General features: G+C 42.0%; 29 protein-coding genes and 3 tRNA genes. 26 read left to right on the top strand and 6 right to left on the bottom strand.

The window, feature by feature from the left end; all coding sequences use genetic code 11:
- Positions 1 to 68: 68 nt before the first annotated feature.
- Entirely contained in the window at positions 69 to 1025 is a 957-nt protein-coding gene (locus G601_RS0120830) for a CPBP family intramembrane glutamic endopeptidase (protein ID WP_026493751.1), read from the bottom strand.
- A 192-nt stretch (positions 1026 to 1217) separates the two neighbouring features.
- A tRNA-Pro gene (locus G601_RS0120825) sits at positions 1218 to 1291 on the bottom strand.
- Positions 1292 to 1502: 211 nt separating this feature from the next.
- Here G601_RS0120825 and G601_RS25530 point away from each other — a divergent pair.
- The 9 genes from G601_RS25530 to G601_RS0120780 all read left to right on the top strand — a co-directional run bounded on the left by G601_RS25530 (position 1503) and on the right by G601_RS0120780 (position 10107).
- The gene (locus G601_RS25530; RefSeq protein ID WP_051201203.1) at positions 1503 to 2795 is read left to right on the top strand and encodes a CAP domain-containing protein; all 1293 of its coding nucleotides are present in this window, start codon (positions 1503 to 1505) and stop codon (positions 2793 to 2795) included.
- A 46-nt stretch (positions 2796 to 2841) separates the two neighbouring features.
- A complete protein-coding gene (locus G601_RS0120815) occupies positions 2842 to 3768 on the top strand; it encodes a serine O-acetyltransferase (RefSeq protein ID WP_026666483.1) in 927 nt (308 codons plus the stop codon).
- Between the two features lie 80 nt (positions 3769 to 3848).
- The gene (locus tag G601_RS25525) at positions 3849 to 5198 is read left to right on the top strand and encodes a flagellar hook protein FlgE (protein ID WP_196808938.1); all 1350 of its coding nucleotides are present in this window, start codon (positions 3849 to 3851) and stop codon (positions 5196 to 5198) included.
- A gap of 442 nt (positions 5199 to 5640) precedes the next feature.
- Positions 5641 to 6408, top strand: coding sequence for an adaptor protein MecA (locus G601_RS0120805; protein WP_026493749.1), 768 nt, complete (start codon positions 5641 to 5643; stop codon positions 6406 to 6408).
- 2 nt (positions 6409 to 6410) lie between these two features.
- Complete coding sequence (locus tag G601_RS0120800) at positions 6411 to 7193, top strand: arginase family protein (protein ID WP_026666482.1); 783 nt, start codon at positions 6411 to 6413, stop codon at positions 7191 to 7193.
- Positions 7194 to 7339: 146 nt separating this feature from the next.
- Complete coding sequence (locus tag G601_RS0120795) at positions 7340 to 9373, top strand: methyl-accepting chemotaxis protein (protein WP_026666481.1); 2034 nt, start codon at positions 7340 to 7342, stop codon at positions 9371 to 9373.
- 107 nt (positions 9374 to 9480) lie between these two features.
- Complete coding sequence (locus G601_RS0120790) at positions 9481 to 9810, top strand: hypothetical protein (protein ID WP_026493746.1); 330 nt, start codon at positions 9481 to 9483, stop codon at positions 9808 to 9810.
- A 90-nt stretch (positions 9811 to 9900) separates the two neighbouring features.
- A tRNA-Leu gene (locus G601_RS0120785) sits at positions 9901 to 9984 on the top strand.
- 39 nt (positions 9985 to 10023) lie between these two features.
- Positions 10024 to 10107 (top strand) — tRNA-Leu (locus tag G601_RS0120780).
- A gap of 761 nt (positions 10108 to 10868) precedes the next feature.
- On the opposite strand, the gene G601_RS0120775 is transcribed toward G601_RS0120780, so the two are convergent.
- The gene (locus G601_RS0120775; RefSeq protein ID WP_026666480.1) at positions 10869 to 11441 is read right to left on the bottom strand and encodes a DUF3793 family protein; all 573 of its coding nucleotides are present in this window, start codon (positions 11439 to 11441) and stop codon (positions 10869 to 10871) included.
- 219 nt (positions 11442 to 11660) lie between these two features.
- Here G601_RS0120775 and G601_RS0120770 point away from each other — a divergent pair, with 219 nt between their 5' ends.
- Positions 11661 to 12548, top strand: coding sequence for a mechanosensitive ion channel family protein (locus G601_RS0120770; RefSeq protein WP_026666479.1), 888 nt, complete (start codon positions 11661 to 11663; stop codon positions 12546 to 12548).
- An 85-nt stretch (positions 12549 to 12633) separates the two neighbouring features.
- Complete coding sequence (locus G601_RS0120765) at positions 12634 to 12891, top strand: ATP-binding protein (protein ID WP_026666478.1); 258 nt, start codon at positions 12634 to 12636, stop codon at positions 12889 to 12891.
- Between the two features lie 463 nt (positions 12892 to 13354).
- On the opposite strand, the gene G601_RS0120760 is transcribed toward G601_RS0120765, so the two are convergent.
- A complete protein-coding gene (locus G601_RS0120760; protein WP_026666477.1) occupies positions 13355 to 13963 on the bottom strand; it encodes a hypothetical protein in 609 nt (202 codons plus the stop codon).
- Positions 13964 to 14221: 258 nt separating this feature from the next.
- On the opposite strand from G601_RS0120760, the gene G601_RS0120755 reads away from it, so the two are divergent.
- The 14 genes from G601_RS0120755 to G601_RS24440 all read left to right on the top strand — a co-directional run bounded on the left by G601_RS0120755 (position 14222) and on the right by G601_RS24440 (position 23802).
- Positions 14222 to 15400 (top strand): hypothetical protein, encoded by a 1179-nt coding sequence (locus G601_RS0120755; RefSeq protein ID WP_026666476.1) that lies wholly within the window; start codon positions 14222 to 14224, stop codon positions 15398 to 15400.
- Positions 15401 to 15519: 119 nt separating this feature from the next.
- Entirely contained in the window at positions 15520 to 16083 is a 564-nt protein-coding gene (locus tag G601_RS0120750; RefSeq protein WP_026666475.1) for an alpha/beta hydrolase, read from the top strand.
- A gap of 81 nt (positions 16084 to 16164) precedes the next feature.
- Positions 16165 to 16542: a DUF1622 domain-containing protein gene (locus G601_RS0120745; protein WP_026666474.1), complete on the top strand. Its 378-nt coding sequence runs from the start codon at positions 16165 to 16167 to the stop codon at positions 16540 to 16542.
- Between the two features lie 37 nt (positions 16543 to 16579).
- Positions 16580 to 17467 carry a ParB/RepB/Spo0J family partition protein gene (locus G601_RS0120740; RefSeq protein WP_026493738.1) on the top strand — a complete coding sequence of 296 codons (888 nt, stop codon included), beginning with the start codon at positions 16580 to 16582 and terminating at the stop codon, positions 17465 to 17467.
- Entirely contained in the window at positions 17454 to 17984 is a 531-nt protein-coding gene (locus G601_RS0120735) for an HAD family hydrolase (protein WP_242834464.1), read from the top strand. The genes G601_RS0120740 and G601_RS0120735 overlap by 14 nt, the downstream gene beginning before the upstream one ends.
- A gap of 211 nt (positions 17985 to 18195) precedes the next feature.
- The gene (locus G601_RS0120730) at positions 18196 to 19095 is read left to right on the top strand and encodes a hypothetical protein (RefSeq protein ID WP_026666472.1); all 900 of its coding nucleotides are present in this window, start codon (positions 18196 to 18198) and stop codon (positions 19093 to 19095) included.
- A 16-nt stretch (positions 19096 to 19111) separates the two neighbouring features.
- Entirely contained in the window at positions 19112 to 19729 is a 618-nt protein-coding gene (locus tag G601_RS0120725) for a class I SAM-dependent methyltransferase (protein WP_026666471.1), read from the top strand.
- Between the two features lie 82 nt (positions 19730 to 19811).
- Positions 19812 to 20048: a tautomerase PptA gene (gene pptA, locus G601_RS0120720; protein WP_026666470.1), complete on the top strand. Its 237-nt coding sequence runs from the start codon at positions 19812 to 19814 to the stop codon at positions 20046 to 20048.
- 3 nt (positions 20049 to 20051) lie between these two features.
- Entirely contained in the window at positions 20052 to 20495 is a 444-nt protein-coding gene (locus tag G601_RS0120715) for a GNAT family N-acetyltransferase (RefSeq protein WP_026493734.1), read from the top strand.
- Between the two features lie 17 nt (positions 20496 to 20512).
- Positions 20513 to 20659: a hypothetical protein gene (locus G601_RS26365; RefSeq protein WP_155834592.1), complete on the top strand. Its 147-nt coding sequence runs from the start codon at positions 20513 to 20515 to the stop codon at positions 20657 to 20659.
- Positions 20660 to 20687: 28 nt separating this feature from the next.
- Positions 20688 to 21356, top strand: a complete 669-nt coding sequence (locus G601_RS0120705) for an HAD family hydrolase (protein ID WP_081673658.1) — start codon at positions 20688 to 20690, stop codon at positions 21354 to 21356.
- Positions 21357 to 21545: 189 nt separating this feature from the next.
- Complete coding sequence (locus tag G601_RS0120700) at positions 21546 to 22361, top strand: NAD-dependent epimerase/dehydratase family protein (RefSeq protein WP_026666468.1); 816 nt, start codon at positions 21546 to 21548, stop codon at positions 22359 to 22361.
- A complete protein-coding gene (locus G601_RS0120695) occupies positions 22351 to 22929 on the top strand; it encodes a GNAT family N-acetyltransferase (RefSeq protein ID WP_026493731.1) in 579 nt (192 codons plus the stop codon). Before G601_RS0120700 ends, G601_RS0120695 begins: the two co-directional genes overlap by 11 nt.
- A gap of 357 nt (positions 22930 to 23286) precedes the next feature.
- Complete coding sequence (locus G601_RS24440) at positions 23287 to 23802, top strand: DUF5714 domain-containing protein (RefSeq protein WP_242834463.1); 516 nt, start codon at positions 23287 to 23289, stop codon at positions 23800 to 23802.
- A 136-nt stretch (positions 23803 to 23938) separates the two neighbouring features.
- Here G601_RS24440 and G601_RS0120685 read toward each other — a convergent pair whose 3' ends face one another.
- Entirely contained in the window at positions 23939 to 24742 is an 804-nt protein-coding gene (locus G601_RS0120685; RefSeq protein WP_026666467.1) for an ExeA family protein, read from the bottom strand.
- Positions 24742 to 25986, bottom strand: a complete 1245-nt coding sequence (locus G601_RS0120680; protein WP_026512086.1) for a DDE-type integrase/transposase/recombinase — start codon at positions 25984 to 25986, stop codon at positions 24742 to 24744. The genes G601_RS0120685 and G601_RS0120680 overlap by 1 nt, the downstream gene beginning before the upstream one ends.
- A 214-nt stretch (positions 25987 to 26200) precedes the next feature.
- On the opposite strand from G601_RS0120680, the gene G601_RS26690 reads away from it, so the two are divergent.
- A partial coding sequence (locus G601_RS26690; protein WP_035791277.1) for a hypothetical protein occupies positions 26201 to 26391 on the top strand: 191 nt, incomplete at its 3' end.

The following is a 26391-nucleotide window of genomic DNA, read 5'->3' as shown; positions in this document are numbered from 1 at the left end:
GACAAACAAAAGTTGCCGTTCACTATATTAAATAATCGCTTCTGCATTATGTGGTTTTAAACCGCTCTTTAGAATACTCCTGTCATAAAGAAGGAGAGGTATATAACGAATGCGAATCCGATGACTGTTGAAAGGATTGCAGGTGAAGTACGGAAAATATGAGCTGTCTCCTTGGACTCATTTTTCTTGAAGATAGAATTGTACTCTTCAAGATGTCCTTCCTTCTTAGCGATAGCCTGCATGATCTTGTGTGCGATAAATGAAGCAATTATAGCAAGTACAAAGCAAACACCTGCTCTTGTAAGCTGAGCGCTCTTTGAGTTTAAAGCTGCTGTCTGAGCTTCAACTGCTGCAGGGTCTGCAACCTGCTGTGCAAGTAAGGATGCATAAAGAATTAATACGTTGAAACCGTTTATAAGGAAATGCAGGATCATTGATGTAACAATACTGCCACTTGCAACATTAACAAATGCGAAAATAACGCCAAGTAAAAATGCGTAGCAGAACTGGTTGAGGTTCAGGTGAATGAGTCCGAAAAACAGACCTGAAAGAAGGGCTGCCTTAAGGATAGTAGATACCTTTCTGTACTTGTTGAATAACAGGCCGCGGAAAAGCATTTCCTCAAAAAGCGGTGGCAATAAGGAAATAACAAGCATTGCAGCACCTGCAGAGGACTCTACCATGTTGGTGATTCCCTCGCCGGCTATATTAGGTACAAAAAGCTGTGAGAAAAAGTTTCCGAACATCCAGATAGGTGTAATTACAATGTTAAGCAGGATTGTAAGGAAAACTGTTGAAACCTTGATTTTGTGGAAACCAAGAGTGCTGAAAAAAGGCTCATTTTTCATCTTGAGGTAGATTACAAGCGGAATGAAAATTGCAGCCTCAGCTAAAACCGTTGCCCAAATGCCCAAAATCTTTCCTTGACGTGCCATAAAAATTGACAGTGGAATAAGTGCGATGTTAAGTACAAGAGCAATTAAGAAAATGATACTTGTGTTTTTTGATTCTCTTTGTTTTGTCATATATAGTCCCTCCAAAAATTTTTTCACAATGAAAATAATAACCTATGGAGAAACGAGATACAACTATTGAATATAGAAATAGGGATTATTATTTGGATAAATTGGAAACTAAACAAAAAAACGTATAAATATGCAAATAGAGAGGGTGAAATGAAAAAAAAGAAGCTGTAAGAAATCTTACAGCTTCAGTAGTCGGAGTGGCGGGACTCGAACTCGCGGCCTCTACCTCCCTAAGATAGCGCGCTAACCAACTGCGCTACACCCCGGCGACAAGTGGTATAATATCATGCCACGAAAATAAAAGCAACAACTTTTTTTCAATATTTTAATAAATCGTTATTGCGACATTGAATAATTGAATTAGCGTCTATAACCGGATGTTTTATTCCGATTCTGAGATAATATGCTATTATATAGTAAGTGCTTGGTAAAACATGCACCAGGAGAATATTTTTATATAGAAATTTTGGGGGATTTATGAAAAAGTTTTGTTTTTTAAGCAGCAAAAGAATTCTTGCAGCGGTGCTTTCTGTATCGCTCTTAGCATCTCCGGTTTTAATGCCGTCAGAGAGCCTTGTTGTCAGGGCTGATAACACAGCAGTACAAAAGAAAATAGCGAAGCCTGTCATCAAGGAAATCTCAAATGATTACAAGGGACTGACCATATATTGGAAGACAGCCAGCGGAGCAAAGGAATACAGGATTTTCAGAAGAAGGAGAAACGCTGATCCCTTTGAACTTATCGCTGTGGTATCAGGGGATGAGAGGTCCTATACGGACAGTGACGCCATGAAGGAAGGCGGAATATATACATATATGATAAAGGGAGCTGACGGGGCCACAGAGTCTGAGGAATCAGAGCCCAAGACAGCTTCAAGATTCCTTGTGTCCAAGGTCAGATTCAAGGTTAAATACGCCCAGAAATCTGCAAGAGAGATGCAGAAGATGATTAATGATTTCAGAACAGGTAAGGATACCTGGTGCTGGAACACAACAAATACCCAGAAGGTTTACACACAGGGCATCGGCAAGCTTGCTTATGACTACAACCTTGAGAAGGTTGCCATGACAAGAGCTGCTGAGATTGCTTTAAAGTTTGGTCATGAGAGACCAAACGGTAAGACCTGCTTCACCGCAATGTCCGATGAGGGCTACAAATTCACCTATGCGGGCGAGAACATAGCCTACGGCTATAAGACAGCAAAGAAGGCATTTGAAGCCTTTCAGGAGACCAATCAGTACTACTCAGGGCAGGGACATCGCAGAAATATGCTGAATACCAACTACAATGTCTGCGCGATCGGACACACTAAGGTGAATGGAGTGCATTACTGGGTTCAGCTTTTTGCCTACACCACTGAGGATTCAGACTACACCAAGACAGTTAGCACCACCAAGAATGTGTCACTTTACGTATCAGCTGATGACCTTAGCAGCTATAAGAAGAGTCTTAAGTCACTTGGAGCAACCATTAAGGACTATGCTCCCGGAACTGTGACATGGGTTGATATTCAGGCTGAAAAGAAGAAGGCTACGCTTTTTTATAACAAATCAATAGGCGCATCCGGCTATGAGATTTACAGATCAAACAGCAAGAAAACCGGCTATAAGAAGGTTGGTACAGTAAAGAACCAGCTTAAGCTTGAATACACCGACAAGAAGCTTGCAAGAAAAAAGAAGTACTATTATTATATTGTTCCATATAGAGTTGCGCATGATGAAAAGATTTATGGCAAAAAATCAGCAATAAAGATGGTGAAAACCAATTAAGCGCAGGAACAGTTTTTACTGATAAAAAAAAGGATGGGAAATGACTATGGATATCGGAGAGCGTCAGAATCTTAGGAACGAGATAGAGGGCATTGTCAATCTGATCATTGACGACTACAACAAGGGCAGAGATGTAGATCAGATGGACATTTTCAATCAGCCCGACAGAGATGTGGTTATTGATATTGTAAAAAAGCTGCTGAGAGTTTTGTATCCCGGCTATTTCAGGGACAATGTTTACAGAAGCTATAATGATTCAAACCGAGTTGCGGTAATAATCGAGGACGTAATTTACAATATGCAGAAGCAGGTTGCTATTGCCTATAGGCATGGCGAGGTCTATCAGAATGCAACTGATGAAACCCTGACCTGTGGTGCAAGATGTATCACCCATGAGTTTTTCAAAAAGATCCCGCACATCCGTGCCCTTATAGACACTGACCTCCAGGCCAGCTACGAGGGAGACCCGGCTGCATTTAGTAAGGAGGAAATCATCCTCTCATATCCGGGACTTATGGCGACAGCGATAAACCGTATGGCACATGAGCTCTATCTTCTGAAGGTGCCGCTTATTCCGCGTATCATGACTGAGTATGCCCATTCAGTAACGGGAATCGATATCCATCCCGGTGCAACCATTGGAAAATATTTCATGATTGACCACGGAACAGGCATAGTTATTGGTGAGACTTCAATAATAGGTGAGCACGTTAAGGTATATCAGGGCGTTACAATAGGTGCACTTTCAACAAGGGGCGGACAGGCTCTTAAGGGAGCTAAGAGACATCCCACCATTGAGGATAACGTTACGATCTACGCCGGAGCTTCAATCCTCGGCGGAGAGACTGTAATCGGACATGATTCAGTGGTTGGTTCTAACGCGTTCCTTACTTCTTCAATCGCTCCGGGAACCAAGGTGAGCATTAAGAATCAGGAGCTACAGTTTAATAACGACGGATCAAAGGATTTTTAAAAAAGACTAAAGATTCTTATCATGATGACCGAAATAAGAGATGTAGGTATAGACTCATTATGTATGAAAGCGGTGAGATTATGATGAGATCATTGTGGTCCGGTGTTGCCGGGCTTAAGACACATCAGATACAGATGGACGTTATCGGAAATAACGTTGCAAATGTAAATACCACATCCTATAAAGCACAGAAGACTACCTTCGGTGATCTTTTGTATCAGAATGCGAGAAAGGCAGCAGGCCCCTCAAATGTAAGAGCAGGCACCAATGCCAGACAGGTCGGACTTGGAGCAAAGACATCCTCCATCATGACAAATATCGCAAAACAGGGATCTATTCAGCAGACAGATAATGTCTTTGATCTTAGTATTACAGGTGATTCCTTCTTCGTAGTTGAGAACCAGAGAGGTGAGATGAACTATACAAGAGATGGTTCATTTACTGTTGACGCTCAGGGCTACCTCGTTACAAGAGCAGATGGCTTCTATGTAAGAGGAACGGCAGCTGAAGGCGATGATGGCGGAGCAGTAGGCGGAGAGCTTACAGCCGGGGTCGGCAACAGACTCCAGGTTCTTCCTATAGATGACGAAGGTAACATCAAGAAAATGGCAGGCCAGCCTACGACCTATGCCAGAGTTACAGGTAATATCAGCAGAACAGACACCCTTCTTTCAGCAGATGGCGGAAGAAAGGTTGATCTTGAGTTCTACGGAGCTGATGGCAAGACATATACAGTAAGAATGGCCTTTTCAGATGCCGGTGACGACAATGACACTACATATCAGGCTTCAATAACCGGAATCATGGACGAGAACCATCAGTTCATCGAGGGCGGCGTAGCTGCGGGAACTGTTGTTAACCTGACCTATGACCCCTCAACAGGAAAATTCACCGGAGCAAACGGTGCGGCGAACGGGCAGGTTCAGCTGGCATTTACCGGTGATGCGGCAGCAGCGGGCAGTATCACTCTTGACTATTCAGGTACCACAAACTATGCTCCCCTTAACGGAATGAGCAGCTCATCACTTGCAACCTACAGAGGTACTATTGAAGGTGAAGGTGAAGGCTATCCTGAGGGTGACATGAACGGTGTTGCTATCGCAAGAGACGGCACTATTACCAGACTTTACAGCAATGGTCAGAACAGAGTTGCAGGAAGAATTGCAGTGGCAGAATTTGCCAATGTCACAGGCCTTTCCAAGGAGGGTGAAAACCTCTATCAGGTAACCGGAAACTCAGGACCAGCACAGGTGATGTGGGTAACTGATGACGGTGGCTACATGACATCAGGAACTCTGGAAATGAGTAACGTTGATCTCTCAAATGAGTTCACCGATATGATCATTACACAGAGAGGATTCCAGGCAAACAGCCGAGTAATTACAGTTTCGGATACACTTCTCGATGAGCTTAGACAGCTTAAGAGATAAAAGTAATCACTTAGCGATGTGCAGAACACTTGGCGAGGTTCTATCGAGCCTAGTGTAATGTCATACAGAGTAGGTTTTTTCGAGCTTAGTGTACTACTTTGTTCTGGCGAGGGCACTGCCCGAGAGCAGAACTTCCACATATTATAGCACATTGAAAACACCCGTAATTTGGACGCTTGGGGGAGAGTCCTTGTTAGGGGTGTTGCTTTTGGAAATAATCCAAAGTGCCTTGTAAACTACCTAACATCAACATATTTAGTAAATATTCGTTCATGAATTATGTAATAAAATTAGTGATTTTGACCGAAATATATAGTACAATATAAGTAGAGAAAGTGAATTTTGCGACAATTAGCACTCAACACTAGACAGTGCTAACATAATGAGTTATAATCATCAAATCATAGCAATTCATTTTTCAATGGAAAGGAGATGAGGCTATATGGTAATCGTTAAAATGAATAATACGACAGTTGAATGCAGTATTGCTGCATCAGAACTCCGTGAAATCGGCCTCACCCCTGAAGCAATCATGAATGGAGAGAAGAGAACAGTTCCGTTTATGGCGCAGCTGAACAGGGAAGTTGGCGAGCAGCTGGGGTATGATCCCGAAACAGAAGTACTCATGATGAGTAAGAACATGATGGTAGATGGAAGTGTGCGCATCTTCGCCATAAAAATGTCCAATGAGGACATTCAGAAATCAGCAGACAGAATACGTGGATCAGCAGAGGCTATTCTCAGGGAGATGACTCAGGAGAGAGTTGACTCCATCAAGGCTAAGACCGGTTCCGACAAGGGACAGGCCCTTAATGAGATGATCGGACACGTTTCAGAACTCATAGAGCAGATTTATGATCAGGATGAAGAGCAGGATCCTCAGATTGAAGCAATGGCTAAGCCCATTATGAATTCTGAGAGATACATGGCCAGATTCAAGGACTTAGGTTCTGCTGCAAGATTTGCTAAAGTTACCTACAGTCTTCCTATTACAGAGTCCAAGCTTTACAAGGAGGACGACCTGTACTACGTAACATTGGTTCTTGAGCCTGACGGAGAGAATGCAGTGTATGATCTTCGCAGAAGCGGACTTGAGTATGCTGAGGAGCTGATGATGAATTCAGCTGAGCAGACTCACATCGAAGAGACCGGAAAATGCATTATTAAGGAGGACGCACTCCTTCACCTGAAGGATATGATCGCTGGATAACTATGAAGGTAACGGTATTTGATTTTACGGGAATTTATGAGAACGAGAGCTTTGACTTTTGTAAAAGAGAAGGCTTTCGTTCTCTTTTTGTGGATTTAAAGGATATAAGCGGAACCAACTGTATATGTGACGATTACGCTTTCGAGGAGATCAGGAAAAGGATCATCGCCTCTGAAAACACTTTGAATGTGCAGGGTGGAAGTGGAGAGTTAAGCTTTAGATTTTTTGATAATGGAAACTACCACTACATGTCAAGGATACTTATGAATGCGACGGTGCCCTTTGATCTCGTTGTATTTGACCACCATCCCGATATGAAGTGGACATCCTACGGAGAGATATTGTCCTGCGGATGTTGGGTTTTGAGCGCCCTTAAAAACATTTCGGAGCTCTCACGTGTGTACATAGTTGGCGCGGATAAGGCTCTTATGGAGGAGGCTTACGCTGACAATCCGGAGTACAAGGACAGGGTGTTCTATTTTGAGGACTGTATGTCTTTGCGACAAATGCTTGAGACCACAGAAGATGCGGCTCAAAGCATCTACATTTCTGTGGATAAGGACGTACTCTCAAGGGATGAACTTATAACCAACTGGGATCAGGGAGAAATGACCCTTGAAGAGCTTAAGGAAGGCCTTTCCTTTTTGAAGGCACATTACGGAGAAAATATCGTAGCTGTTGATGTCTGCGGAGAGTGCGCTCCGGATGACCCCGATGCTTTTTCTGAAAAGGGGTTTGATGCCGGAAACCGAATCAATGCTGCTATAATGGACGCATTTTCTTAAAATCTTTAGAAAAATTTAATTGTGTATGCATAGGATTATTGCTCAGCAATCTATAGAATTAGCATAAGGGGCACGCGCGATAGCCCCTTTACAGATGCCTATGATCCCGGTTTTTAAAGCACAGAGTGCTTAAGAAGGAGTAGATTGTGAGCAAAGATAATGATCAGAACGAAAAAAGAGAAAAGATAAGTCTGCTGAGCACAGTTAAGGCAAGGCTTATCATAACCACAGTAGCACTTGTGGCTATTCCACTTATTATCGCAATTGCTGTCAGCTATAGAAGCTCTATGAACAGAGGTCTTAATGACGCTGAGGAGATAAACTCCAGACAGTGTACTATAGTTGAGCAGAAATTCATGACTGTTATTCAGCAGCAGCTACGAGCTCTCGAATCAGTAGCTGAAAGTCCCTACACTATTAACTATCTGAAGGATGAGGCGTCCAGAAATGAATCTGAAATGGTAGCTTACCTGCAACAGGTAAATGTTCCCTTTAATGATGGCAACGCTATTGTTATTTCGGGAAATGACGGAATGCAGGTTGTAAGATCTGATGGCGGAAAGCTTTCTGATATTTCAGAGAGAAACTTCTATCAGACAGCCCTTAAGGGTACTGAGAACATTTCTGAGGTGCTCGTATCCAAAGCAACAGGCTCCCGCATAATCGTGCCTGCAGTTCCTGTTTATGACACTGACTACAAGACAGTAATCGGTGTTGCTCAGCGAAGCTACGACCTGAACGTTTTGTATCAGCTCCTTGTTGATAACGTAGGAGAGAATCAGAGAGCATTCATTACTGATACTAACGGTATTGTTGTTGCCATCTCTGATTATGAGATAAAGCCCGATGATCCTGAGGATAACAGAAGCGACAGAGACTTTTTCATTCAGGCAAAGACTCAGAGTTCCGGTACCTATGTTACAGGTAAGGGCAATGATAAGCTGATTGTATCTTATCTTAAAGAGCCCACAACTGGCTGGATAATCGTTGTTTCCTCCAACTACAACGCAACTCTTGCAGATGCAAGACAGAGTGCAATGCTCATCGTACTTCTTGGAGTAATAATGATAATCCTTGCAATCGTTCTTTCCTTTAGAATGGCTAATTCCTTCACAGGACCTATGCATGAGGTTAATGATGCTCTTCATCACCTGGCAAATGGTGAATTCGTCGATATTCAGAAGTTTACAGACCGTAAGGATGAGTTTGGCGAGATGATAAACAACACCAACACAGTGGTGGATATTCTGGGAGACATAGTAAAGAATATCAAGTCCTCTGCTGTTTCGGTTAACGAATCCTCGGAAGAACTGGCAGATGCGGCAAGTCAGATATCCCAGACTGCGGATGATGTATCCAATGCCGTTCAGGAGATCGCATCCGGAGCAACACAGCAGGCTGATGAGATTCAAAGCGTTACAGAGAATGTCGCAAATATCGACCAGGCTACCGGTAATGTACAGGATAGCACGGAAGACCTTGCCAATATCGCACAAAGGATGCAGGAGGTTTCAACTGAGTCAGCACAGAGCCTGGCAGACCTTCAGCAGAGCAGCCATAATATGAGCAACAATATTTCCCAGATCACTGAGAAGATTGGTGCTACAAGTAAGGCAGTTGAGAGTATCAATGAAAAGGTTGAGGGTATTGCATCTATCGCAAGCCAGACCAACCTCCTTTCACTGAATGCCTCAATTGAGGCAGCAAGAGCCGGCGATGCGGGTAAAGGTTTCGCGGTTGTTGCAGAAGAGATCGGAAAGCTTGCAGATGATTCACGCAAGATGGCTGACGATATCAGAAGAGAGATGGATATACTTCTTGCAGAGTCACAGTCCGCAGTAGAAATGGCTGCAGAGGTTCAGAAGGGCAATGACGAGCAGGAGGAAGTACTTGGCAATACAGTTCAGAGCGTAAATGCGATGATAGAGGATATCTCATCTACTGTTGTCAGTGTTAAGAGCATTGAAAGCGAGGCTACTACCTGTGTTGATGCCAAGAACGTTGTGGCTGATGCAATGGCATCCCTGTCCGCAATTTCAGAGGAGAATGCAGCATCCTCAGAGGAGACAGGAGCATCCATGCAGGAGCTTTCCGCAACTGTTACAACACTTTCCAGCTCTGCGGATTCACTTAAGAGCATAGCAGTTAAGCTAAGAGATGATATGCAGTTCTTTAAATAATGAAAAAAGTGCTATAATAGGAAATGGCAGCCGGCAAAATGGATTTGCCGGCTGTCTTTTTGGTAAAATGCGTTTTAGGGGATAGACAGAAATTGCCGGAGGAGAGTATGGACAAAAGGATAAGGGACAGAATCAAGAAAATCGAGAAGCTGGAGATGGATCTTTTATCGGATGAGGAGATCCTTACTCAGAAGAAGGAGATAACACTTCTTATAGAGGCTCTGCAGCAGGAGCTTTTGAGAAGGACAATTGTTATCGGGGCTGTGATCATTGCCTTTGTTATTGCGGTTGTGGGACTGTTTTCATATCCCTCAACACCTATGCTTTTTGTGACGCTTGTGAGCCTTTTGACGTTCATTATGCTGGTGATAATTTATACTCAGAAATTAAAAATGTATAATGACCTTTACAAAGCGGCAGATATATTGTATAAATAGTATTGCTGCGTCACAAATAGAAAGTTTAAAATGCTTGATTATTTGTATTGACAAACCACCGGCAAGTAGCTACAATATCTATTGTTGCTTGCAGGAATGGCGGAATTGGCAGACGCGCACGGTTCAGGTCCGTGTGATAGCAATATCATGAGGGTTCAAGTCCCTTTTCCTGCATTAGTTTTTAACTAGTGCAACTAATTAAATACTTGATATGCGGAAGTGTCGGAATTGGCAGACGAGCAAGACTAAGGATCTTGTGATGGCTACATCGTGAGGGTTCAAGTCCCTTCTTCCGCACGATAAAAGAGAGGTAAGACGAATGTCTTACCTCTTTTTTATCGTGCGGAGGAGCCCCTTGAACCCAGGGTTCAAGGGGTCTCCGCTTTGCTCCGGTCGGCTCAGGACCGACGTCCCCCGGACGTCGTGCGCCCTCGCAGCATAGCTGCTTCGTCGGTCGGTTCGGCGGGAAAAAGGTCCCCCGGACCTTTTTCTATTTCCGCCTCACCCCTTCTTCCGCTATTTGAATGATTAACGGTTTCGCAGGGTAATCGGATTAAAGAATTGTTCGCGAGTAGACGTAACGGATACCGGAAGGGAATTTCCGCAGGGTAACCGGAACAAAGAATTGTTCGCGTATAGACGTAGTGACTACCTGAAGGAATTATCCGCGATTGGACCGGAAAGAGATATTATAGTCAAACTGGATGAACGATGGGAGTGCCATCAAGAAGGTAGTTTAACCTATGGTGCTTGATAAACCAAAACAGGTTGATATGCGGGAAGCGTGTTTAGGAATGAGTTACGTCAACTCGCGAACAAATTAGATCACAGGCGTAAGGGAACCAATAAAGCGGGCATGAAAGTGCAACCGATATTGAAAAAATAAAATCTACCGGTGTAACGCTCCCTAAAAAGCAATAAATTAGTTCAACCTATAGAAAGGCAAGTTCGCGGATAGACGTAACGGTCACATGAAAGCAGTCCCCGCAGGGTAACCGGTTGAAAGAATTGTTCGCGACCAGGCGTAACAGCAACCGGCAAGTAAACCCCGCGGTAATTTATGCAATTGATTTAACACGGTTGGTGTTTACTACCATCTGAGATAAGTGTCTTCCGCGGGAGAGGCACTTCTTATATATTTCTGTGCATTTTCTGTAGCTTGAGAAGGTTTTCTCTGCCTTTTCTTTGTCGCCGTAGACCTTCCAGTAGCCGACGCATTTTACGCCCTTGCGGGTGTCCTCCATGAAGCCCTTGACATCGATGGGAGGGTAGCCCAAAAAGAGGCCGATTTCGTGAGGAAATGAGCCATCGTTGTGGATGTGATGGATGAGGTGAACGATATCACTCTCGATGGAATCGCAGCCGTAGCCCTTCTTCTGGAGGATTGCTTTGGCTTCTTCACAAGAAAGATCGGCCTTAAGCTTCTCAGGGCGATATAGATATATCAAAATGGTTTTATCTGTAATCTTCAAAGGAATTGCGCGGAGTCCCTTGCCAACAAAGCACTGGTTTAACTCGCTAAGCTCTTCCTTAATATCCGATACAAGACTTCTGTCGATAGTGAAAATGTTTCCTGTTTTTATTCCTGCCAATGTGGGCGAGCAGTTTTCAATAATGATACTGTCAGGCATACCTATGGCTCCTCCTAAGATTAAAGTTAGCATTTGCTAACTAAAAGTATACAATATTAAAAACGTGTTAGCAATAGGTAACTTGATAAAGCCAGAATCTAAACATTCCATAAAGTGGGTTTTATCCTTTTTTTACAATATATCCAAACGCAATATAGTAAAATTAAATGGGATATTTCTTGCAAAAATATGGCTTGAAAGTATGAGGGGGACATTTTAATGAATCAGGATCAAGATAATTGGAAAAAAATTTTAGAAGCGCTTTTTGAGAATGCTCCTACTGAAGTGGTATGGGGGCTAATTGGGGCTGCGGCTGTTACTGCAGTGATCCTGTTCGTACTATATCTTGGCTTTGTCTTTCTGTTACTCAAGATAAAAAGAAAGATTATTGGCAGTATTGAGAAAAAGAAGGGCAAAACGCTTACACTCCAGTTCATAGAAAAAATGATTACCTTTGCGATGATCGTTCTATTTATAGTGCTTCCACTAGGAGGCGACAAAATAGCCAATTCGCTACTTGGTAGTACTGCTGTAGTTGCAGCTGTTGTGGGTTTCGCCGCGCAGGAAGCTATCAGGAACATGTTTGCCGGACTTCAGATAAGTCTCTATAAACCCTTCGATATAGGTTCAAGAGTTGAGCTTGAAGATGGATCAACGGGAATAGTTGAGAACATGACCCTGAGACATATCGTGGTCTGTCTTCTTGATTCCACCAGAGCGATTATTCCCAACAGTAAATTTGATGAAATGAAGATTATCAATTACAGCTATGAAGCGGATGTGCCAAGGGCTGCAGTTTTCAAGTATCCCATCGGTTATGACTCCGATATTCAAAAGGCAAAGGATATAATCAGAAAAACCATATGCGATTGCCCTCTTACTCTTAATGAAGATAAATATGATGAGAACGAGCCAAACAGCAGGATGGTATATTTTCTTGAAGTGCAGGACAGTGCTCTTATCATGGGAGCTACGGTTAAATTCCCGGCTAATGTAAGAAGCGAAGTAATAAAGGATGAGATAAATACTTCCGTATTTAATGCGCTTAAAGAAAATGGAATTGAGATCCCTTTCAATCAGTTGGATGTTCATATGAAAAATGTCTGATTGTTGCAGATTCTGTTTTTGTAAACGGTAGGAAAACAAATGGAAAAGAATGACAAGCTTGTAAGCAACACCTTTAATTGAAGAAATGCTCACGAACACTATAGATCATGGCTATAAAGACGATAGGGAAAAGAACATTGATATAAGAGTTATTTACGGTAAAGATAAGCAGACAATAAGAATCCGCGATAACGGCAAGCCCTTTGATCCCGTGGAATGGCACAAGAAGAACCACCCCGAGGACCCTGCATCAGGCCTTGGAATAAGGATGGTTATGGGCCTCGCCAAGGAAGTCAGATATGTGCCTGCGATGGATATGAATAATATTATGTTGATTTTGTGATATTTTGAGATATTAAGGATATATTTGATGTTTTTTATCGGAACTATGCCTGTTGTTGGCATAGCTCCTGCATTTTTTGTTGGTGGGAGGCCAGAATCTGGCCGGATCTTGGGGATAATCAACCGGTTCTCATAGTTTTGTGAAAACTGACTTATCACTTTACGAATAACAGAGCATATTTTCAAGCACTGTTACACCGGGATGCTCTTGTTTTGACTTATAGGTTGAATTTTCTATGACATATTGTGGGATAAATATAATATAGCCAAATCAACAGCCGGAATTTTAAGTCAGAAAGCTTGTTGAAAGGGATATTGGTATACTGCAAACGTAATTGCGTTAACTTTTAAATGAGAATGGTAAATCAGTTTTCTTGATTTGGTACCAATTGGTTGAACAGCCACCGAATTTTATATACGCAATAAAAAAGGGAGCATATCACTTAGCGATAGCCCCTTACTAATTATTTCTCATAATACACACATCTTATGGCATATATCTTGTCGTTGTAGTCTGAAAGCCTGGTGAGATGGTCCTGGAGCGGATCCATGCAGACATACTCGCCATTTTCAGTGCCTATGATAAGGACGTAGTGGTGATAGCTGAAAATTGACTTCCTGTGTATCTTAATGATAGGGTAGTGGCCCGCTGCCAGGCAGTTGTCGATGATTTCCGAGCTTACGTCGGAATACACATCAGCGTATAAACCGTTGATCTCATCAATCCTGCCCCACTGAAGGTTCCCTGCCTCATCAAAGGCATTGTTCTTACTCAAGAATTTGTTCATGGCGCCGGGATCCATTGCTACTGAAGTGCTGGACAGCGCTGTTGCTATGCTTGTTATTATGCAGCCGGAGCTTCCCATCGTATATTTGGATTCTCCGATCTTGTCATTTTTCCATGCAGCGTCGTCCTGTCTGTAGGCTACGAGCTTTTCATTTACAGGAAAATCTGAGGTGCATTTTACTACTACACCGCCTCTGTCCTTGATCTTAGTAACGACAAACAGACAGAGAATGATTCCCAATACAATAGCTACTAATAATATTCCAAGTTTTTTCTTACCGGTCACAGTTTGTTCCTCTCATAAAATGTTATCTATATTCTATAAGGATACTACCAAAATCATTTTGTTTACAGTCTGAAAAAAACACGACCTTGGATTTTTATTAATTAACGATATTATAAACATTTTATAAATAGGATAAAACTGCTGTAAACAAGCATGTTATCGCGTTGACTATGAAAAATTCAAGATGATAAAATTGTATATGTCACGGTATAGCGTCTACGAAAAGACGTTAATATTTCTTATGATGGAGGTAATCATATGAGTAAATTTTCCAAATTTGGTGCCACTGCGCTGGCAATGGCACTATCATTAACATTAGTAGCTCCTATTACTGCCAATGCTCAGGTTCTCTGGAAGAGTGAAGGAAATGACAGAGTATACACTAATGAGGACACGAAGAAGAGTTTGTCCAGAGATAAAAATGGTGTAGATTTGATGGAGGCTGATAACCTTCTTAGATCAGATGAGAAGGTTCACTATATTAGTGTTAATGCAAAAAATCAAACTGTGCAACTTGCAACAACAAAGGACGTTGCAAAGTTTGAGAACTTTAAGGGAAAGAAGGGCCTTAAGGTTAAGGTAATATTTAGGGAGGAAATTACAGATTCTGACGGTGAGAAACTCACAATTCGACCGGATTATGTTGATAATGATACTGGGGCTGAATATTACAAAAACCATAAGGGAGAGTTCGTAAAGATTGATGCAAATGCTCCAAAAGGATTTGAGAAGGGAACATATAAAGTAAGACTGTTCGCAAAGAAGGCTGGAAACTATAAGCTTACATATGATGCAAAGCTTAAGGATGGTACTACAGTTAAGAAGTCTCTCAAGGTAGTAGCAAGAGAGGATTCAGCTGCTATTAAATCTGTAACATATGCCGGCAAGATTATATCAGAAACCACTGATGTTGATGCTCCTTCCAATAATAAGCTTTGGAAAAAGTCCTATGGTGAGAATACAACAACCGCAAAAAAGGGTACTATCAAGGTTGTTGTAAATAAGGATTTCAAGCTTAAGAAGATTGAGGTTGGTACACCTAAAGTAAAGGCTAGTACAGAGGGTGACATAACAGTGGAAGAGTATGAGAAAGCAACTTCTGAGCTGGATGAAGCAGACATTCGTGACGAAGATGCGTATGCAGAGGATGAAGCTGATCGTCCCGGCATACCTCCGGAAGGTGAAGCAGCAGAACCTGCCAGAGAGAATAAGAGTGATACACAGAAGATGCCAACATACTCTTGGAAAAAGGTTAAGAACGGCAAGAGGATCAAGCTCAGCAAGGTTGATGAATCCAAAATAGGTATAGTAGCTGGCCATGGAATAAGCTTATACTCTAAGGATGTAAAGACCAAGACAGTCATCAGAGTTACTGTATATGACAAGAAGAATAAGACAACAAAGAGATTCTATTACAATATTTTCTTAGCTAGGTAATAAATAGATACTTCTCATAGGGGGCGGTTCTGGCCGTCCCCTTTTTGTGACAAATCCACACTATTTTGCTAAGATTGCTATTAAGACAAACGCATTATAAGTGGAGGAAGCTTTCTACTATGAAAATCGCAATTTATTTCCCCGGTGTGGGATATCATGCGGATAAACCGCTTTTATATTACTCAAGAGATATAGCCCGGGAAGCAGGGTATGAGGAATACAGAAGCATCGCCTATACCTGTTCTGTTAAGAAGATCCGCGGTGACATGGATAAGATGAAAAGAGCCTTCGAAGAGTTATACATGCAGACGGAGGATGCCTTGAAGGATATCAGGTGGGATGAATATGATGATGTACTTTTCGTCTCCAAGAGCATAGGTACCGTGATTGCTATAACTTACGCCCTTAAATACGATATTAAAAATGCAAGGCAGGTTCTTTATACACCTCTTGCGGAAACCTTTACAGCTACAAATGCTCCAAAGGATTTGAAAGCAGTAGCTTTTATTGGCACAAAGGATCCCTGGAGTGATTCTGCCAAGGTAGTAGAACTCGCAGAAGCTTTGAATATACCGATCTATCAATACGAAGGTGTAAATCACTCCCTTGAAGGCGATGACACCTTGAAAAATCTCGAGATAATGCGGGATGTAATGGCTAAAACAAAGGACTGGATCGGCTGATAAAACAAGTTGATAGAAGTACTATAAAAGCTTAATATATTTATATACATAGTCGTTGTTTCCTGTTGCAAGGAGGGCGAAATGGAAGAGTTGTATCTTAATGCAGAGAATTTGCTTCGATACATAGTCGAGTTTTCCACGCTCCTTTTGGAATTCTTTGGCATATGCATTCTTGTGTATACTGCGATAAAGAGTTTTATTTTCTGGCTGAAAAAGGATAATTCAATCAGACTTGCACTTGCCCAGGGCATTGCGCTGGCGCTGGAATTTAAGCTGGGCGGAGAGGTACTGAGAACAGTTGTGGTTCGTGAGTGGGCTGAGCTTGGTATCCTCGGAGCTATCATTTTGCTTAGAGCTACGCTCACCTTCCTTATCCATTGGGAGATCAAGAACGAGGAGAAAGCCCTCGCGCCCAAGGAAAATGTTACAGAAAATAGCACGGCTCCGAAAACAGAATAAGTAACATGTTCGATTTTTTATCTATGAGGGGATAAATATGGCAGAGTCAGGAACAGGCTTTATGGCCTATTTAAAGAGCGAACTTGAAAAGTACAGTGGCGTTTACGTTCCGGTAAAGGCTTCCTGGTTGGAATGCCTTCTGGTTAATTCTGCGCCCTATTCTAAACTTCATCCTAATCCCAGCGATGAATTCTGCATCGACAAGGTTGGTCCCAGTTTCAGAATTATAGATGAATATGCAAGCAAATTCAGAGCAGCGATGGGCAGAGATGGCGTAGCCATTGAGGAGCCTCTCGATGTGGAAAAAGTGCGTCCTGACGGATATATGATTCTGAACGGACACCACAGATGGGCTGCAGCAATAGTTTCCGGAATCGACAGGATTCCTATCAGAATTGTCAACATTACTCAACTTGCAGATATTGAGAAGATGCTGAGAAAATCTGTGAGAACCAAGCGCGTCACCTTCGACCTTGACGAGGTGGTTTTTGCAAGTGAAGACGGCTCCTTCGAGGCTGTGCCTGCATCAGCACCTGCAAGTAAATTCCCGGAGAAGGTAAGACTCGGGGTTCCTGCGCTGTTCCACTATTTTCATTCAAGGGATTATGACGTATGGGTATTCACATCAAAGTATTATTCCATGGACTACATAAAGAAGCTGTTCAAGAAATACTCTGTTGATGTGGACGGAATCGTGACGGGCTTTGGGCGAAAGGTGGCCGGCGATAAGGATGTCAAAAAGCAGATAGACAGCCTCATTGAAAGAAAATATGAGGAAACCATAAGCGTAGATAATGAGATGATAGTAAGAACTATCAGCGGTTCTAAGGATTTCGATCAATATGAGATAGACACAAAGAATCAGAAGTGGTCAGCACAGGTTATGAAAATCTTAGAGGAAGCGGCAGCGAATGAAGAAAAATGACAATGACAAAGATAAGATGCGGATTTCCTTCGACCTGGATGAAGTGCTTTTTGTCTGGCCGGAGACCCATAAGACTGAGCCACCCCTAAAGTTTCCGCTTAACAAGATCTATAAGGAACGGCTCCGCCTTGGAACGCCGGAACTGATACACAGGCTGCAGGAGCTGGGATATGAGGTCTGGGTTTATACATCATCTTTTCGCACTGAAAGATATATAAAAAATCTGTTCAAACATTACGGTGTAAAATTTGATGGAATCGTAAATGGCACCAGGCACCTGAAGGAGGTTCAGAGGGATAACAAGACTACACTTCCCCAAAAGCTTCCCAGCATGTACCGGATATCCCTTCACGTTGATGATGAGGCAATCGTGTGCTCCCTTGGAAGGCAGTACGGCTACAGAACCTATCAGCTTGACGAGGAGGATGACGAGTGGAAGGAGAAAATCATCGCAAGAGCCGATGAGATAAGACACCTGAACGAGCTTGAAAAGGCTGAGCTGGAAAAACAAAAATAGAGAAGAGATAGGACAAAGGATTTTTCGAAATATTCTGAAAAATCCTTTGTTTTTCTTTTATTTACATATAAAATGGATACATATTTGCTTAATTAGAAGGATGGGAGGAATGGATTAATTGCTACCAAATGCGGCATCTTGTGCTTGTTTGGTGGCTGTTGAGCATAGAACACGTAGGAATATGAATACCTATGTTGAGGGGGATAAGAGAATGAGAATAAAGATACTTTCATTTTGGGTGCCATCAATATTATTGATTCTTGGTATGAGTGCATGTGGATCAAAGGCAAAGACAGATACTACGATACATACCTATAAATATACTCTTGATTCTTCTCATGAAGTGGATGGAAGACAGGGAATAGCGTGGGAAAGCGGCTTATATTATGTGAGCGGCAGTACTTCGATTTCTGTTTATGATTCAAATTGGAATTTGATAAAGACAGAGACGGAGCCATTTGGGAAGTTTGATGCTGAGGTAAATCATATCGGTGATATCGATGTATTTAATGGCGAAATCTACGCAGGCGTTGAGTATTTCATGGACGGTGTGGCCTCTAATATTCAGATGGCAGTATATGATGCAGAGACATTGGAGCTTGTAAGGACATATATGTTTGACCCGAAAAGTGGACAGACAGAAGTTTCCGGAATCGCCGTTGATCCTGATCACAAATCCATGTGGATGTGCTCATGGGCAGAGGATGAGAGTGGGAGCTTTTTATACAGATATGATCTTGAAAGTGGAGAATATCTGGGAAAAGCTTGCATGAAGGAAGCTCCTAAGCTTATTCAGGGTATTGCCTATTACGATGGCTGCATTTATATCACTGCAGATGATGGTGATTCCGATAAGGATGCGCCGGATCATGTGTATAAATGTAAGGTCGATACCGAAGCTGAAGAGCTTACCGTAGTTACAGAAAAAACACTGGACGACGTTACTCGTCAGGGAGAAATCGAAGGAATATCTTTTGATAAAGAGAAAAAGCAGATGCTCATCAGCTATAACCGGGGCGCCATAATTGTGAAGGGCATGCCTAAAGGATTTTACGACGGATACGACTCGGAAATCCATGAGGTATTTTTATTCAATATCAAAGAGCAATAGATAAAAAGGAGACAAGATGTTAGACAACAAAGGATTTGATTTATGGGCAGATGGCTATGATGCAGCCGTTGGCCTTTCAGATGAAGAAAACAGCTATCCATTTGCAGGATATAAGGATGTTCTTGGAACTATTTTTAGTGAGATTATGGCAAAGAAAAATGCCAGAGTTCTTGATTTAGGATTCGGAACAGGGACACTCACAACAAAGCTCTACGAGAATGGATGTGACGTTTACGGCCAGGATTTCTCACAGAGAATGATTGAACTTGCTAAGCAGAAGATGGAAAATGCACATCTCTATCAGGGAGATTTTTCAAAGGGATTAGTAAAAGAACTTTCGGAAAATAAATATGATTTCATCGTTTGCACATACTCTTTACATCATATTACAGATGAACAGAAGATAGTATTTTTAAAATCACTACTAGATAGACTGGTTGAAGGTGGAAAACTTTTTATCGGTGATGTTGCATTTGAAACAAGGTCTGATCTGGAGAAGTGCAGAGAAGAAGTTGGAGACGAATGGGATGAGGATGAGATCTACTGTGTGGTGGATGAACTTAAGAGATCATTTGGTAAAGTGAAGTTTTTCTCTAAGTCATTTTGCGCAGGAGTTATTGAGATAATGCCATAATGGACCAGGGGGACGGGGGTAGTGGTCCAAAATAAAAATGAACCACAAACCCCGTCCCTTAGTACCATTAGAGGAGAGAACTATGCCACATGTTGAAATAAAGTGCTTTTCTGGCAGGACAGAAGAGCAGAAGCAGATATGCGCAGACCGCGTTGCGGACGTAATAGCCAAAACACTGGGCTGTAAAAAGACAAGTGTTTCGGTTGCAATTAAGGATGTTCAGGAAGATGACTGGAAAGCTGAAGTTTGGGATAAAGAAATAGTTCCGAATTTTAATGACTTATACAAAAAGCCAGGATATTCATGTGATGAGGAGTAAGCTATGGGGAATTTTAAAGTGAAAAAATGTAATGACACAGAAGTTGTAAAAGAGCTGTTCAAGGAGTACTCGCAGATAAAAGGTGCTGAAAGCTGCTTTGTTTCTTTTGATAAAGAGCTAGCAGATCTTGAAGGATTTTACAGTGGTGGTGCACTTCTTGTCGGTTATGAAGAGGATAAACCGGTTGCATGTATAGCAATCAAAAAGCTGAATGACAACACCTGCGAAGCGAAACGGTTATTCATAAAACCGGAGTATCGAGGAAAAGGATATGCCAGAACCATGCTGAATAACATGCTCGATAAGTCAAAGGAGCTTGGATTTACTGAGGTTACATTTACCACGAAGCCCTCTGTAATGCAGATAGGATATGGCCTTTACAAGAGAATGGGATTTGAAGAAACTGCTGAAGAAAATGGAACCGTCAGCATGAGGATGGCAATATAGGCCTTGAGGAGGGCAGTATGAAAATCGAAATGGAACCAATTGGCTATGTTAGAAACGATGTTAAGGACAGAAAAGATGTAGCGTGGGGAGAAGATACTTCCTCTATAGTTCTGGATGCGTCGGTTCCTGAGGGGGTCGATCGACTGATGGAGCATTATTTCTGAAAAGATAATCGGAGTTTAACAGTAAAATATGGGCACAATAAAAGCGATAGTGTTTGACGCGTTTGGAACCCTTTTTAAATTCACAAGAGGTAGTTCCGCCAGAACGATAATGAAACATATAACGGACCTTGGGATAGAGGTTGATGAAAAGGCATTCCTTGAAGAGTGGAAGCCTTTTTATACTAACCATACTGTGGAAGTTGATACATTTATGACTGAGCGGGAAATATTTTCTGCCAGAAATCAGATGCTTTATGAAAGATATAATGTGGATAGGGATGCCAGGGCAGACGCTGATGAGCTTTTATCAGAGGCTTCAAAACGCGTGTCTTTCCCGGATGTCCCAATTGCGCTTGAAGAGATAAGGAAACACTATAAGGTTTTTATTGGTTCTAATACAGATGATGATGTTCTGGGATGTGTAATGAAAAAGAACCATGTTTCCGTTGATAAAATCTATACTTCAGAGAACCTTAAATGCTATAAACCTGATACTCGTTTCTATAAGAAAATTCTTGAGGATAATGATTTATTACCTGAAGAGTTTTTATTTGTCGGTGATACAGGGAAAGACGATGTTATTGGTCCAAAGTCAGTTGGCATGAAAACAGCATTTGTCGACAGAGATGGAACCGGTGCTGATTATGGGCAGAATTATACGATTTCTAGTTTGGAAGAACTTTTGACCTTAAAATAGTCCAGGGGGACGGGGTTAAAGGGCCAAAAATGAAAATGGACCACGAACCCCGTCCCCTAGGTTCACAGGTATTGGGAAGAGACCATAATAAAGGATTTAAATGGAAATGTGCTTGAAACGCTTCCTAGAGATGTAATGGTTATGCCAAACGGAGAATTTTGGCATTTAAAGTAATTACGGAGTAAAAAAGTGAAAGTATTGATTATTGGAGCCAGTGGGTTCCTTGGAAGAACTATCTATTTCATAATCAAGAGAAGTGGTAATGAAGTTTTAGGAACATACAGTAAGAATGGAAAAGACAGCGATTATGTAAAACTGGATGTTTTTGACACGGGTAGCCTGGTCGGTTTGGTGCGTGACTTTAAACCTGACGTTATCATCTGGACGGTTATGAATCATGAGCTTGAGGAAGAAATTGCTGAAAAGGTTATGCCTGCACTTTGCGATGTTATGGGTAATATCAGATTTATCTTTTTATCTACGTCAGTTGCCTATGAGAAAAATATGTCCGAAAATGTAGAGCCATTTCTTAGGTCAGAGGAAAGTTACAATTATCATTATTTCAACGGGAAAATTAAGTCTGAGCGTGTGATCAGCAAGTTGTCAAATTACTGTATCGTGCGCCCGGGCAGTATCTATGGCATTAACCCTTTTGGAGTGATGGACAACAGGAGTCTCATATTAAAAGAGCATGTGGACTCCAAAAAAATATATATCAGAGCTGGTAATATCAAGTTCAGTATCATCGATGTGAATGAACTGGCAGATGCAATAATCGAACTGGCGACTAATGATTACGTGGGAATACTTAATGTATCTGAAGAAAAACCGGTATCGCATTATGAATTTAATAAGGCTCTTTGCAGAAAATACGGCTGGGATGATAGCTGTGTTGTAGCAAATGAAGAAAAAGAGAACATATATTATCTGGATAATAGTTTGAGAAAAAGAATTCTTAAAACAAGAATCGGAAGTTTGCGGAGGGAAGAGGAACATGAATTATGATATAGTCGCACTGCCAAAAGAGCAGTGGAAAGGTAAGGTCATACCCTTGGTAACCAGAAGCGATTGTTATTATGACCTTGAGATAAATCCATTAAATGATAAAGGATGTACTATCTCTATAGTTAAGAAGCCTGCGGAAAAAGAGATCGTTCACACTCCCGAGGAATATGATTTTCCTGACTCACTTTATCAGGATCATTGGGAGGGGGCAGAAGCCTATGGCGTTGTGAGCGATTCCGGTGAGATGTTAGCCTGCATTGAAGTATGTCCTGAAGAGTGGTCGAACAGACTCCTGGTTACAGAATTATGGGTAAGTGATGCGCTTCAGGGAAAAGGCATCGGAAAGAGGCTGATGGACAAAGCAAAGGAAGTTGCACGCCTTCAGGAAAGGCGCGCCATAATTTTAGAGACGCAATCCTGCAATACAAAGGCTATCGGATTTTACCTTCATCAAGGTTTTGAACTTATAGGTTTTGATACATGCTGTTATACAAACAATGATATTGACCGCAAGGAAGTAAGATTTAATCTTGGATACTTTTTTCATAGAGAAGGACGAAGAAGATAACATGTAAATCGAGTGGTGGTTCCCAAAATGGAGTTTGGGAAGGCAAAAAGGCTTAGGCAGACATCTTTTTTATAACAACTATATATGTTCTTTGCTGGGTTTTAGTTGTTTGGATTTTTTTATTGAGCAACTATTCTTGCTGTTTACTGGGAATTAGTTGTTTGGAAATTTTTATTGAGCAACTATTCCTGCTGTTTACTGGGAATTAGTTGTTTGGAATTTTTCATTGAGCAACTATTCATGTTGTTTACTAGATTTTAGTTGTTTTGAATTTTGCATAGCACAACTATTCTGTATGTTTACAGTGAATTAGTTGCTTTTGACCTAAATTACCGAAGGAGAATCGGAATATATCTTATGAAGATGATATCTGATGAAAAAATGTGGAGTATTAAAGCTATGACAATAGAAGAAAAAGCTAACAGGATCATAACGGATATCCGTGGCGAAAAAGGCACAAATCCAATAAGGATGTTTAAAAGCATCGCGCAAAAGGATTATATCAGCATACACGGACCTGAACATCACGTTTTGGACGGGGCATGTCTATTGATGGCTTTTCATAATGCCGGAGGCAACATTGATATTGATGAAGGACTACAAAAACTTCTTTATGAGGGACTGAGAATGCCCGGAGCAATGTGCGGACTTTGGGGAATCTGCGGCGCCATAACATCAATTGGAGCAGCGCTTTCCATAATCGATGGAACTGGGCCTCTTTCCGAAGATGGTACATGGGGGAATCACATGGGATTTACGTCAAGCGCAATAGGAGAACTTGGAAGGATCAATGGACCCAGGTGCTGCAAAAGAGATGCCATGATAGCATTTAAACATGGGACCTTGTATGTTGTTGTCCGGCACATTAAATGAGTCCTCAATCTTCACTTTAAATGAGGCTGCATAGGGTGTCAGACAAAGGGTACAGTTAGATTGTTTGACACCTGATTTTCAGATTATATAAATGAAATCATCCCTCACGCACTTTAAATGAGTGAGGGATGTAATCCTAACCAAGTTCGCAGTCATTGACTGCCTGCATGACGATGTCGGTTGTAATGAGATCAGCTTTGGCGCTGTCACCTATAAGGAGGCTGGCGTTACAGTACTTGTTTATGAGACGCGGAGTTCCATCAGCTGCGTTGAGTATTGCTTCTATTGATGCATCATCAAAGATGGTCTGATTACAGCCAGCACCTTTGAGCTTTTCAGAGATATAGCTGCGGCCTTCTTCCTTGGTCACACCATCAAGGTTGTAGTTCATGACGATTCTCTGCCTGAGGGGTTCATGAATACCAAGCCCGAGTGTGGAATTAAGGTTCGGAAGTCCGGCAAGCAGAATGACTGCTCTGTCCCTGGAATCCATCTCAAAGTTAAAAAGAATCTTGAGATCGTTAAGGATGGCATTGTTGATATAGTTCGCTTCATCAATGATGATCACAGGCGTTTTCCTCTTTTCAACGGACAGGCGTGTGACTTCTTCCTGGATGATTTTGAAATTACTTGGTTTCTTGAATGCAGGCTGGGCGCCAAACTCTGAAACAAGATTTCTGTAGAAATCATTCGGGGTCAGGGTGGAAAGACTTGAATATATAACTTTATACAGCGAGGGATTCAGCGATGATGACCAGTGCCTTATGACAGTTGTCTTGCCTCTACCGGGACTTCCGGTGAGCAGGCCGAATCCTTTGGTCTTGGCCAGGTAGTCAAGGCGGAACAGGGCTTCCCTGTGTTCTGCGGTATCAACGATTATCTCCCTTGAGTTCTTGATAAATGGGTTAAACTCAAGCCCGTAGCGTGTAAAGTATTCCATCAGTCTTCTCCTCTGCAGATATGTACCTTGTCTCTCTTAACTTTGGAATTCTCCACTTTGTTTAGGAGACGGATTGGCGTAAGTGTTCCATCAGCTTCAACAATGTAAATTTCGTCAAGCCCTGGAGAATAGCGGAGCTTGATATGCTGCTTTGAAAAACGGCAGTCCACTTCGTATTCAACCTGGTCTATGGTGATGACATTATCAGCCGAGACTCTTCTCTCGATTTCGAGGAGGAAGGAGTGGTCTATCTCTTCATCGCTGAGGCGGTGGAAAAGATTTGGTTCTGAGAAGTATCTGTCCTGCGGTGATCTTCCGTTTAAGGAAGAATGTACGGTCTGATTGTACTTCTGCACATAGGCAAAGAGATTACCTCTGAGTTCATCGAGGGAATGGAAATCCCTGATGTCGAGGCCTGACATCCACTGATCTTTCATGGTGCGGAACCAGCGCTCGATCTTTGCTTTCTGTGTAGGCGTGTAAGGCTGGTCATAATGGATGACTGAGCCGATGCGTGCGGCAAGGAGTTCCATCTGCTTGTTCTTGTAGGAACTGCCATTGTCAAAGTTGAACATTTGTGGACGGCCATACTTTGCAACTGCTGATTTTATGACAGACATGAGGTTAACAAAGTTGTCATTGAAGAAAACATCTATGCCTACGATGAACCTGCTTGCATCATCGATAAGGGCAATGATGTAGACTTTATGCTTCTTGCCATCATCGGTCTTAAGATAGGGGCCAACGCTTGAATCTCCGCACCATACCTCGTTGATGTGTGGGCGCTCGTAACGTCGCATGTCAGGGTTTGTGGTGGTCTTCATTTCAAGTGAGAGCTGATTGACGTAGCGGTTGACTGTTGATTCTGAAACAGTGCCTACTTTTATGCTTCCGTTATCCTGAAGCTGTCTGTGGATAGATGCTGCGGACATGCGGGGGTAGTTGGTTTTGAGATATCTGATCTGTTCCTGAAGATCTGCATCCAGCTTTCGGGGCAGACCCTGATCCACACGGCCTGTAGGGATGAGAGCATCAAAACCGCCTTTCTTGTAGTTACGGTACCAGCGCTCAATGGTCTGTGGTGCAAAGTGCTTGACCGAGCCATCAGGAGCTAAAACTCCCTTGGCTGAGGCGTCATTAAAGAAAGCCGTAAGGGATGAGTAGTCTTCCCAGAGACCTGAAATGATTGGAGAGATAACAGAGTATCTCATAAGAGCAATGTTTTGTTGTTTTTCCTGATCCATGGCGGATCCTCCTTTCGTTTTTTCTTAAGTATATGGAGGATCAGGAGAGAGTTCGTGCCAGGTTATGTGGTATTTAAGAAAAGGTTATGACAAGTTATTTTTTATGTAAAGAAATAATAACAACCCATGTAGTATAAGCAATTATTTGTAGATTTCTTTACATAATAATGCCGATACTGTTACTAAAGACATTTATGAAAGGAGAACGTTGTCTATGGTAACAGATATCAGTGAATTAATTAAACTATGTAGTGCAGAGCTGATTGACAGACAGTACAAACCTGACTATGCAGAAAAGATTCAGTCGCACTGGGATGAACTAAAATGCTGGATGGAAAAGAACTCTTTAACAGTTTTTTCTGAAAGAATCGCTAATCAGTATTGTGATTACCATATAGGAACCCA

It is taken from the genome of Butyrivibrio sp. FC2001 (assembly GCF_000424125.1).
Taxonomy (GTDB): Bacteria; Bacillota; Clostridia; order Lachnospirales; family Lachnospiraceae; genus Butyrivibrio.
The sequence above is the reverse complement of the archived record's forward strand: the minus strand, read 5'-3'. Positions and strand labels throughout refer to the sequence as shown.

Excerpts from the sequence above, each read along its gene's own strand:
- G601_RS0120830 (WP_026493751.1), bottom strand. The coding sequence starts at position 1,025 with ATGACAAAACAAAGAGAATCAAAAAACACAAGTATCATTTTCTTAATT.
- G601_RS25530 (WP_051201203.1), top strand. The coding sequence starts at position 1,503 with ATGAAAAAGTTTTGTTTTTTAAGCAGCAAAAGAATTCTTGCAGCGGTG.
- G601_RS0120815 (WP_026666483.1), top strand. The coding sequence starts at position 2,842 with ATGGATATCGGAGAGCGTCAGAATCTTAGGAACGAGATAGAGGGCATT.
- G601_RS25525 (WP_196808938.1), top strand. The coding sequence starts at position 3,849 with ATGATGAGATCATTGTGGTCCGGTGTTGCCGGGCTTAAGACACATCAG.
- G601_RS0120805 (WP_026493749.1), top strand. The coding sequence starts at position 5,641 with ATGGTAATCGTTAAAATGAATAATACGACAGTTGAATGCAGTATTGCT.
- G601_RS0120800 (WP_026666482.1), top strand. The coding sequence starts at position 6,411 with ATGAAGGTAACGGTATTTGATTTTACGGGAATTTATGAGAACGAGAGC.
- G601_RS0120790 (WP_026493746.1), top strand. The coding sequence starts at position 9,481 with ATGGACAAAAGGATAAGGGACAGAATCAAGAAAATCGAGAAGCTGGAG.
- G601_RS0120775 (WP_026666480.1), bottom strand. The coding sequence starts at position 11,441 with ATGCCTGACAGTATCATTATTGAAAACTGCTCGCCCACATTGGCAGGA.
- G601_RS0120770 (WP_026666479.1), top strand. The coding sequence starts at position 11,661 with ATGAATCAGGATCAAGATAATTGGAAAAAAATTTTAGAAGCGCTTTTT.
- G601_RS0120765 (WP_026666478.1), top strand. The coding sequence starts at position 12,634 with ATGCTCACGAACACTATAGATCATGGCTATAAAGACGATAGGGAAAAG.
- G601_RS0120755 (WP_026666476.1), top strand. The coding sequence starts at position 14,222 with ATGAGTAAATTTTCCAAATTTGGTGCCACTGCGCTGGCAATGGCACTA.
- G601_RS0120750 (WP_026666475.1), top strand. The coding sequence starts at position 15,520 with ATGAAAATCGCAATTTATTTCCCCGGTGTGGGATATCATGCGGATAAA.
- G601_RS0120745 (WP_026666474.1), top strand. The coding sequence starts at position 16,165 with ATGGAAGAGTTGTATCTTAATGCAGAGAATTTGCTTCGATACATAGTC.
- G601_RS0120740 (WP_026493738.1), top strand. The coding sequence starts at position 16,580 with ATGGCAGAGTCAGGAACAGGCTTTATGGCCTATTTAAAGAGCGAACTT.
- G601_RS0120735 (WP_242834464.1), top strand. The coding sequence starts at position 17,454 with ATGAAGAAAAATGACAATGACAAAGATAAGATGCGGATTTCCTTCGAC.
- G601_RS0120730 (WP_026666472.1), top strand. The coding sequence starts at position 18,196 with ATGAGAATAAAGATACTTTCATTTTGGGTGCCATCAATATTATTGATT.
- G601_RS0120725 (WP_026666471.1), top strand. The coding sequence starts at position 19,112 with ATGTTAGACAACAAAGGATTTGATTTATGGGCAGATGGCTATGATGCA.
- pptA (WP_026666470.1), top strand. The coding sequence starts at position 19,812 with ATGCCACATGTTGAAATAAAGTGCTTTTCTGGCAGGACAGAAGAGCAG.
- G601_RS0120715 (WP_026493734.1), top strand. The coding sequence starts at position 20,052 with ATGGGGAATTTTAAAGTGAAAAAATGTAATGACACAGAAGTTGTAAAA.
- G601_RS26365 (WP_155834592.1), top strand. The coding sequence starts at position 20,513 with ATGAAAATCGAAATGGAACCAATTGGCTATGTTAGAAACGATGTTAAG.
- G601_RS0120705 (WP_081673658.1), top strand. The coding sequence starts at position 20,688 with ATGGGCACAATAAAAGCGATAGTGTTTGACGCGTTTGGAACCCTTTTT.
- G601_RS0120695 (WP_026493731.1), top strand. The coding sequence starts at position 22,351 with ATGAATTATGATATAGTCGCACTGCCAAAAGAGCAGTGGAAAGGTAAG.
- G601_RS24440 (WP_242834463.1), top strand. The coding sequence starts at position 23,287 with ATGAAGATGATATCTGATGAAAAAATGTGGAGTATTAAAGCTATGACA.
- G601_RS0120685 (WP_026666467.1), bottom strand. The coding sequence starts at position 24,742 with ATGGAATACTTTACACGCTACGGGCTTGAGTTTAACCCATTTATCAAG.
- G601_RS0120680 (WP_026512086.1), bottom strand. The coding sequence starts at position 25,986 with ATGGATCAGGAAAAACAACAAAACATTGCTCTTATGAGATACTCTGTT.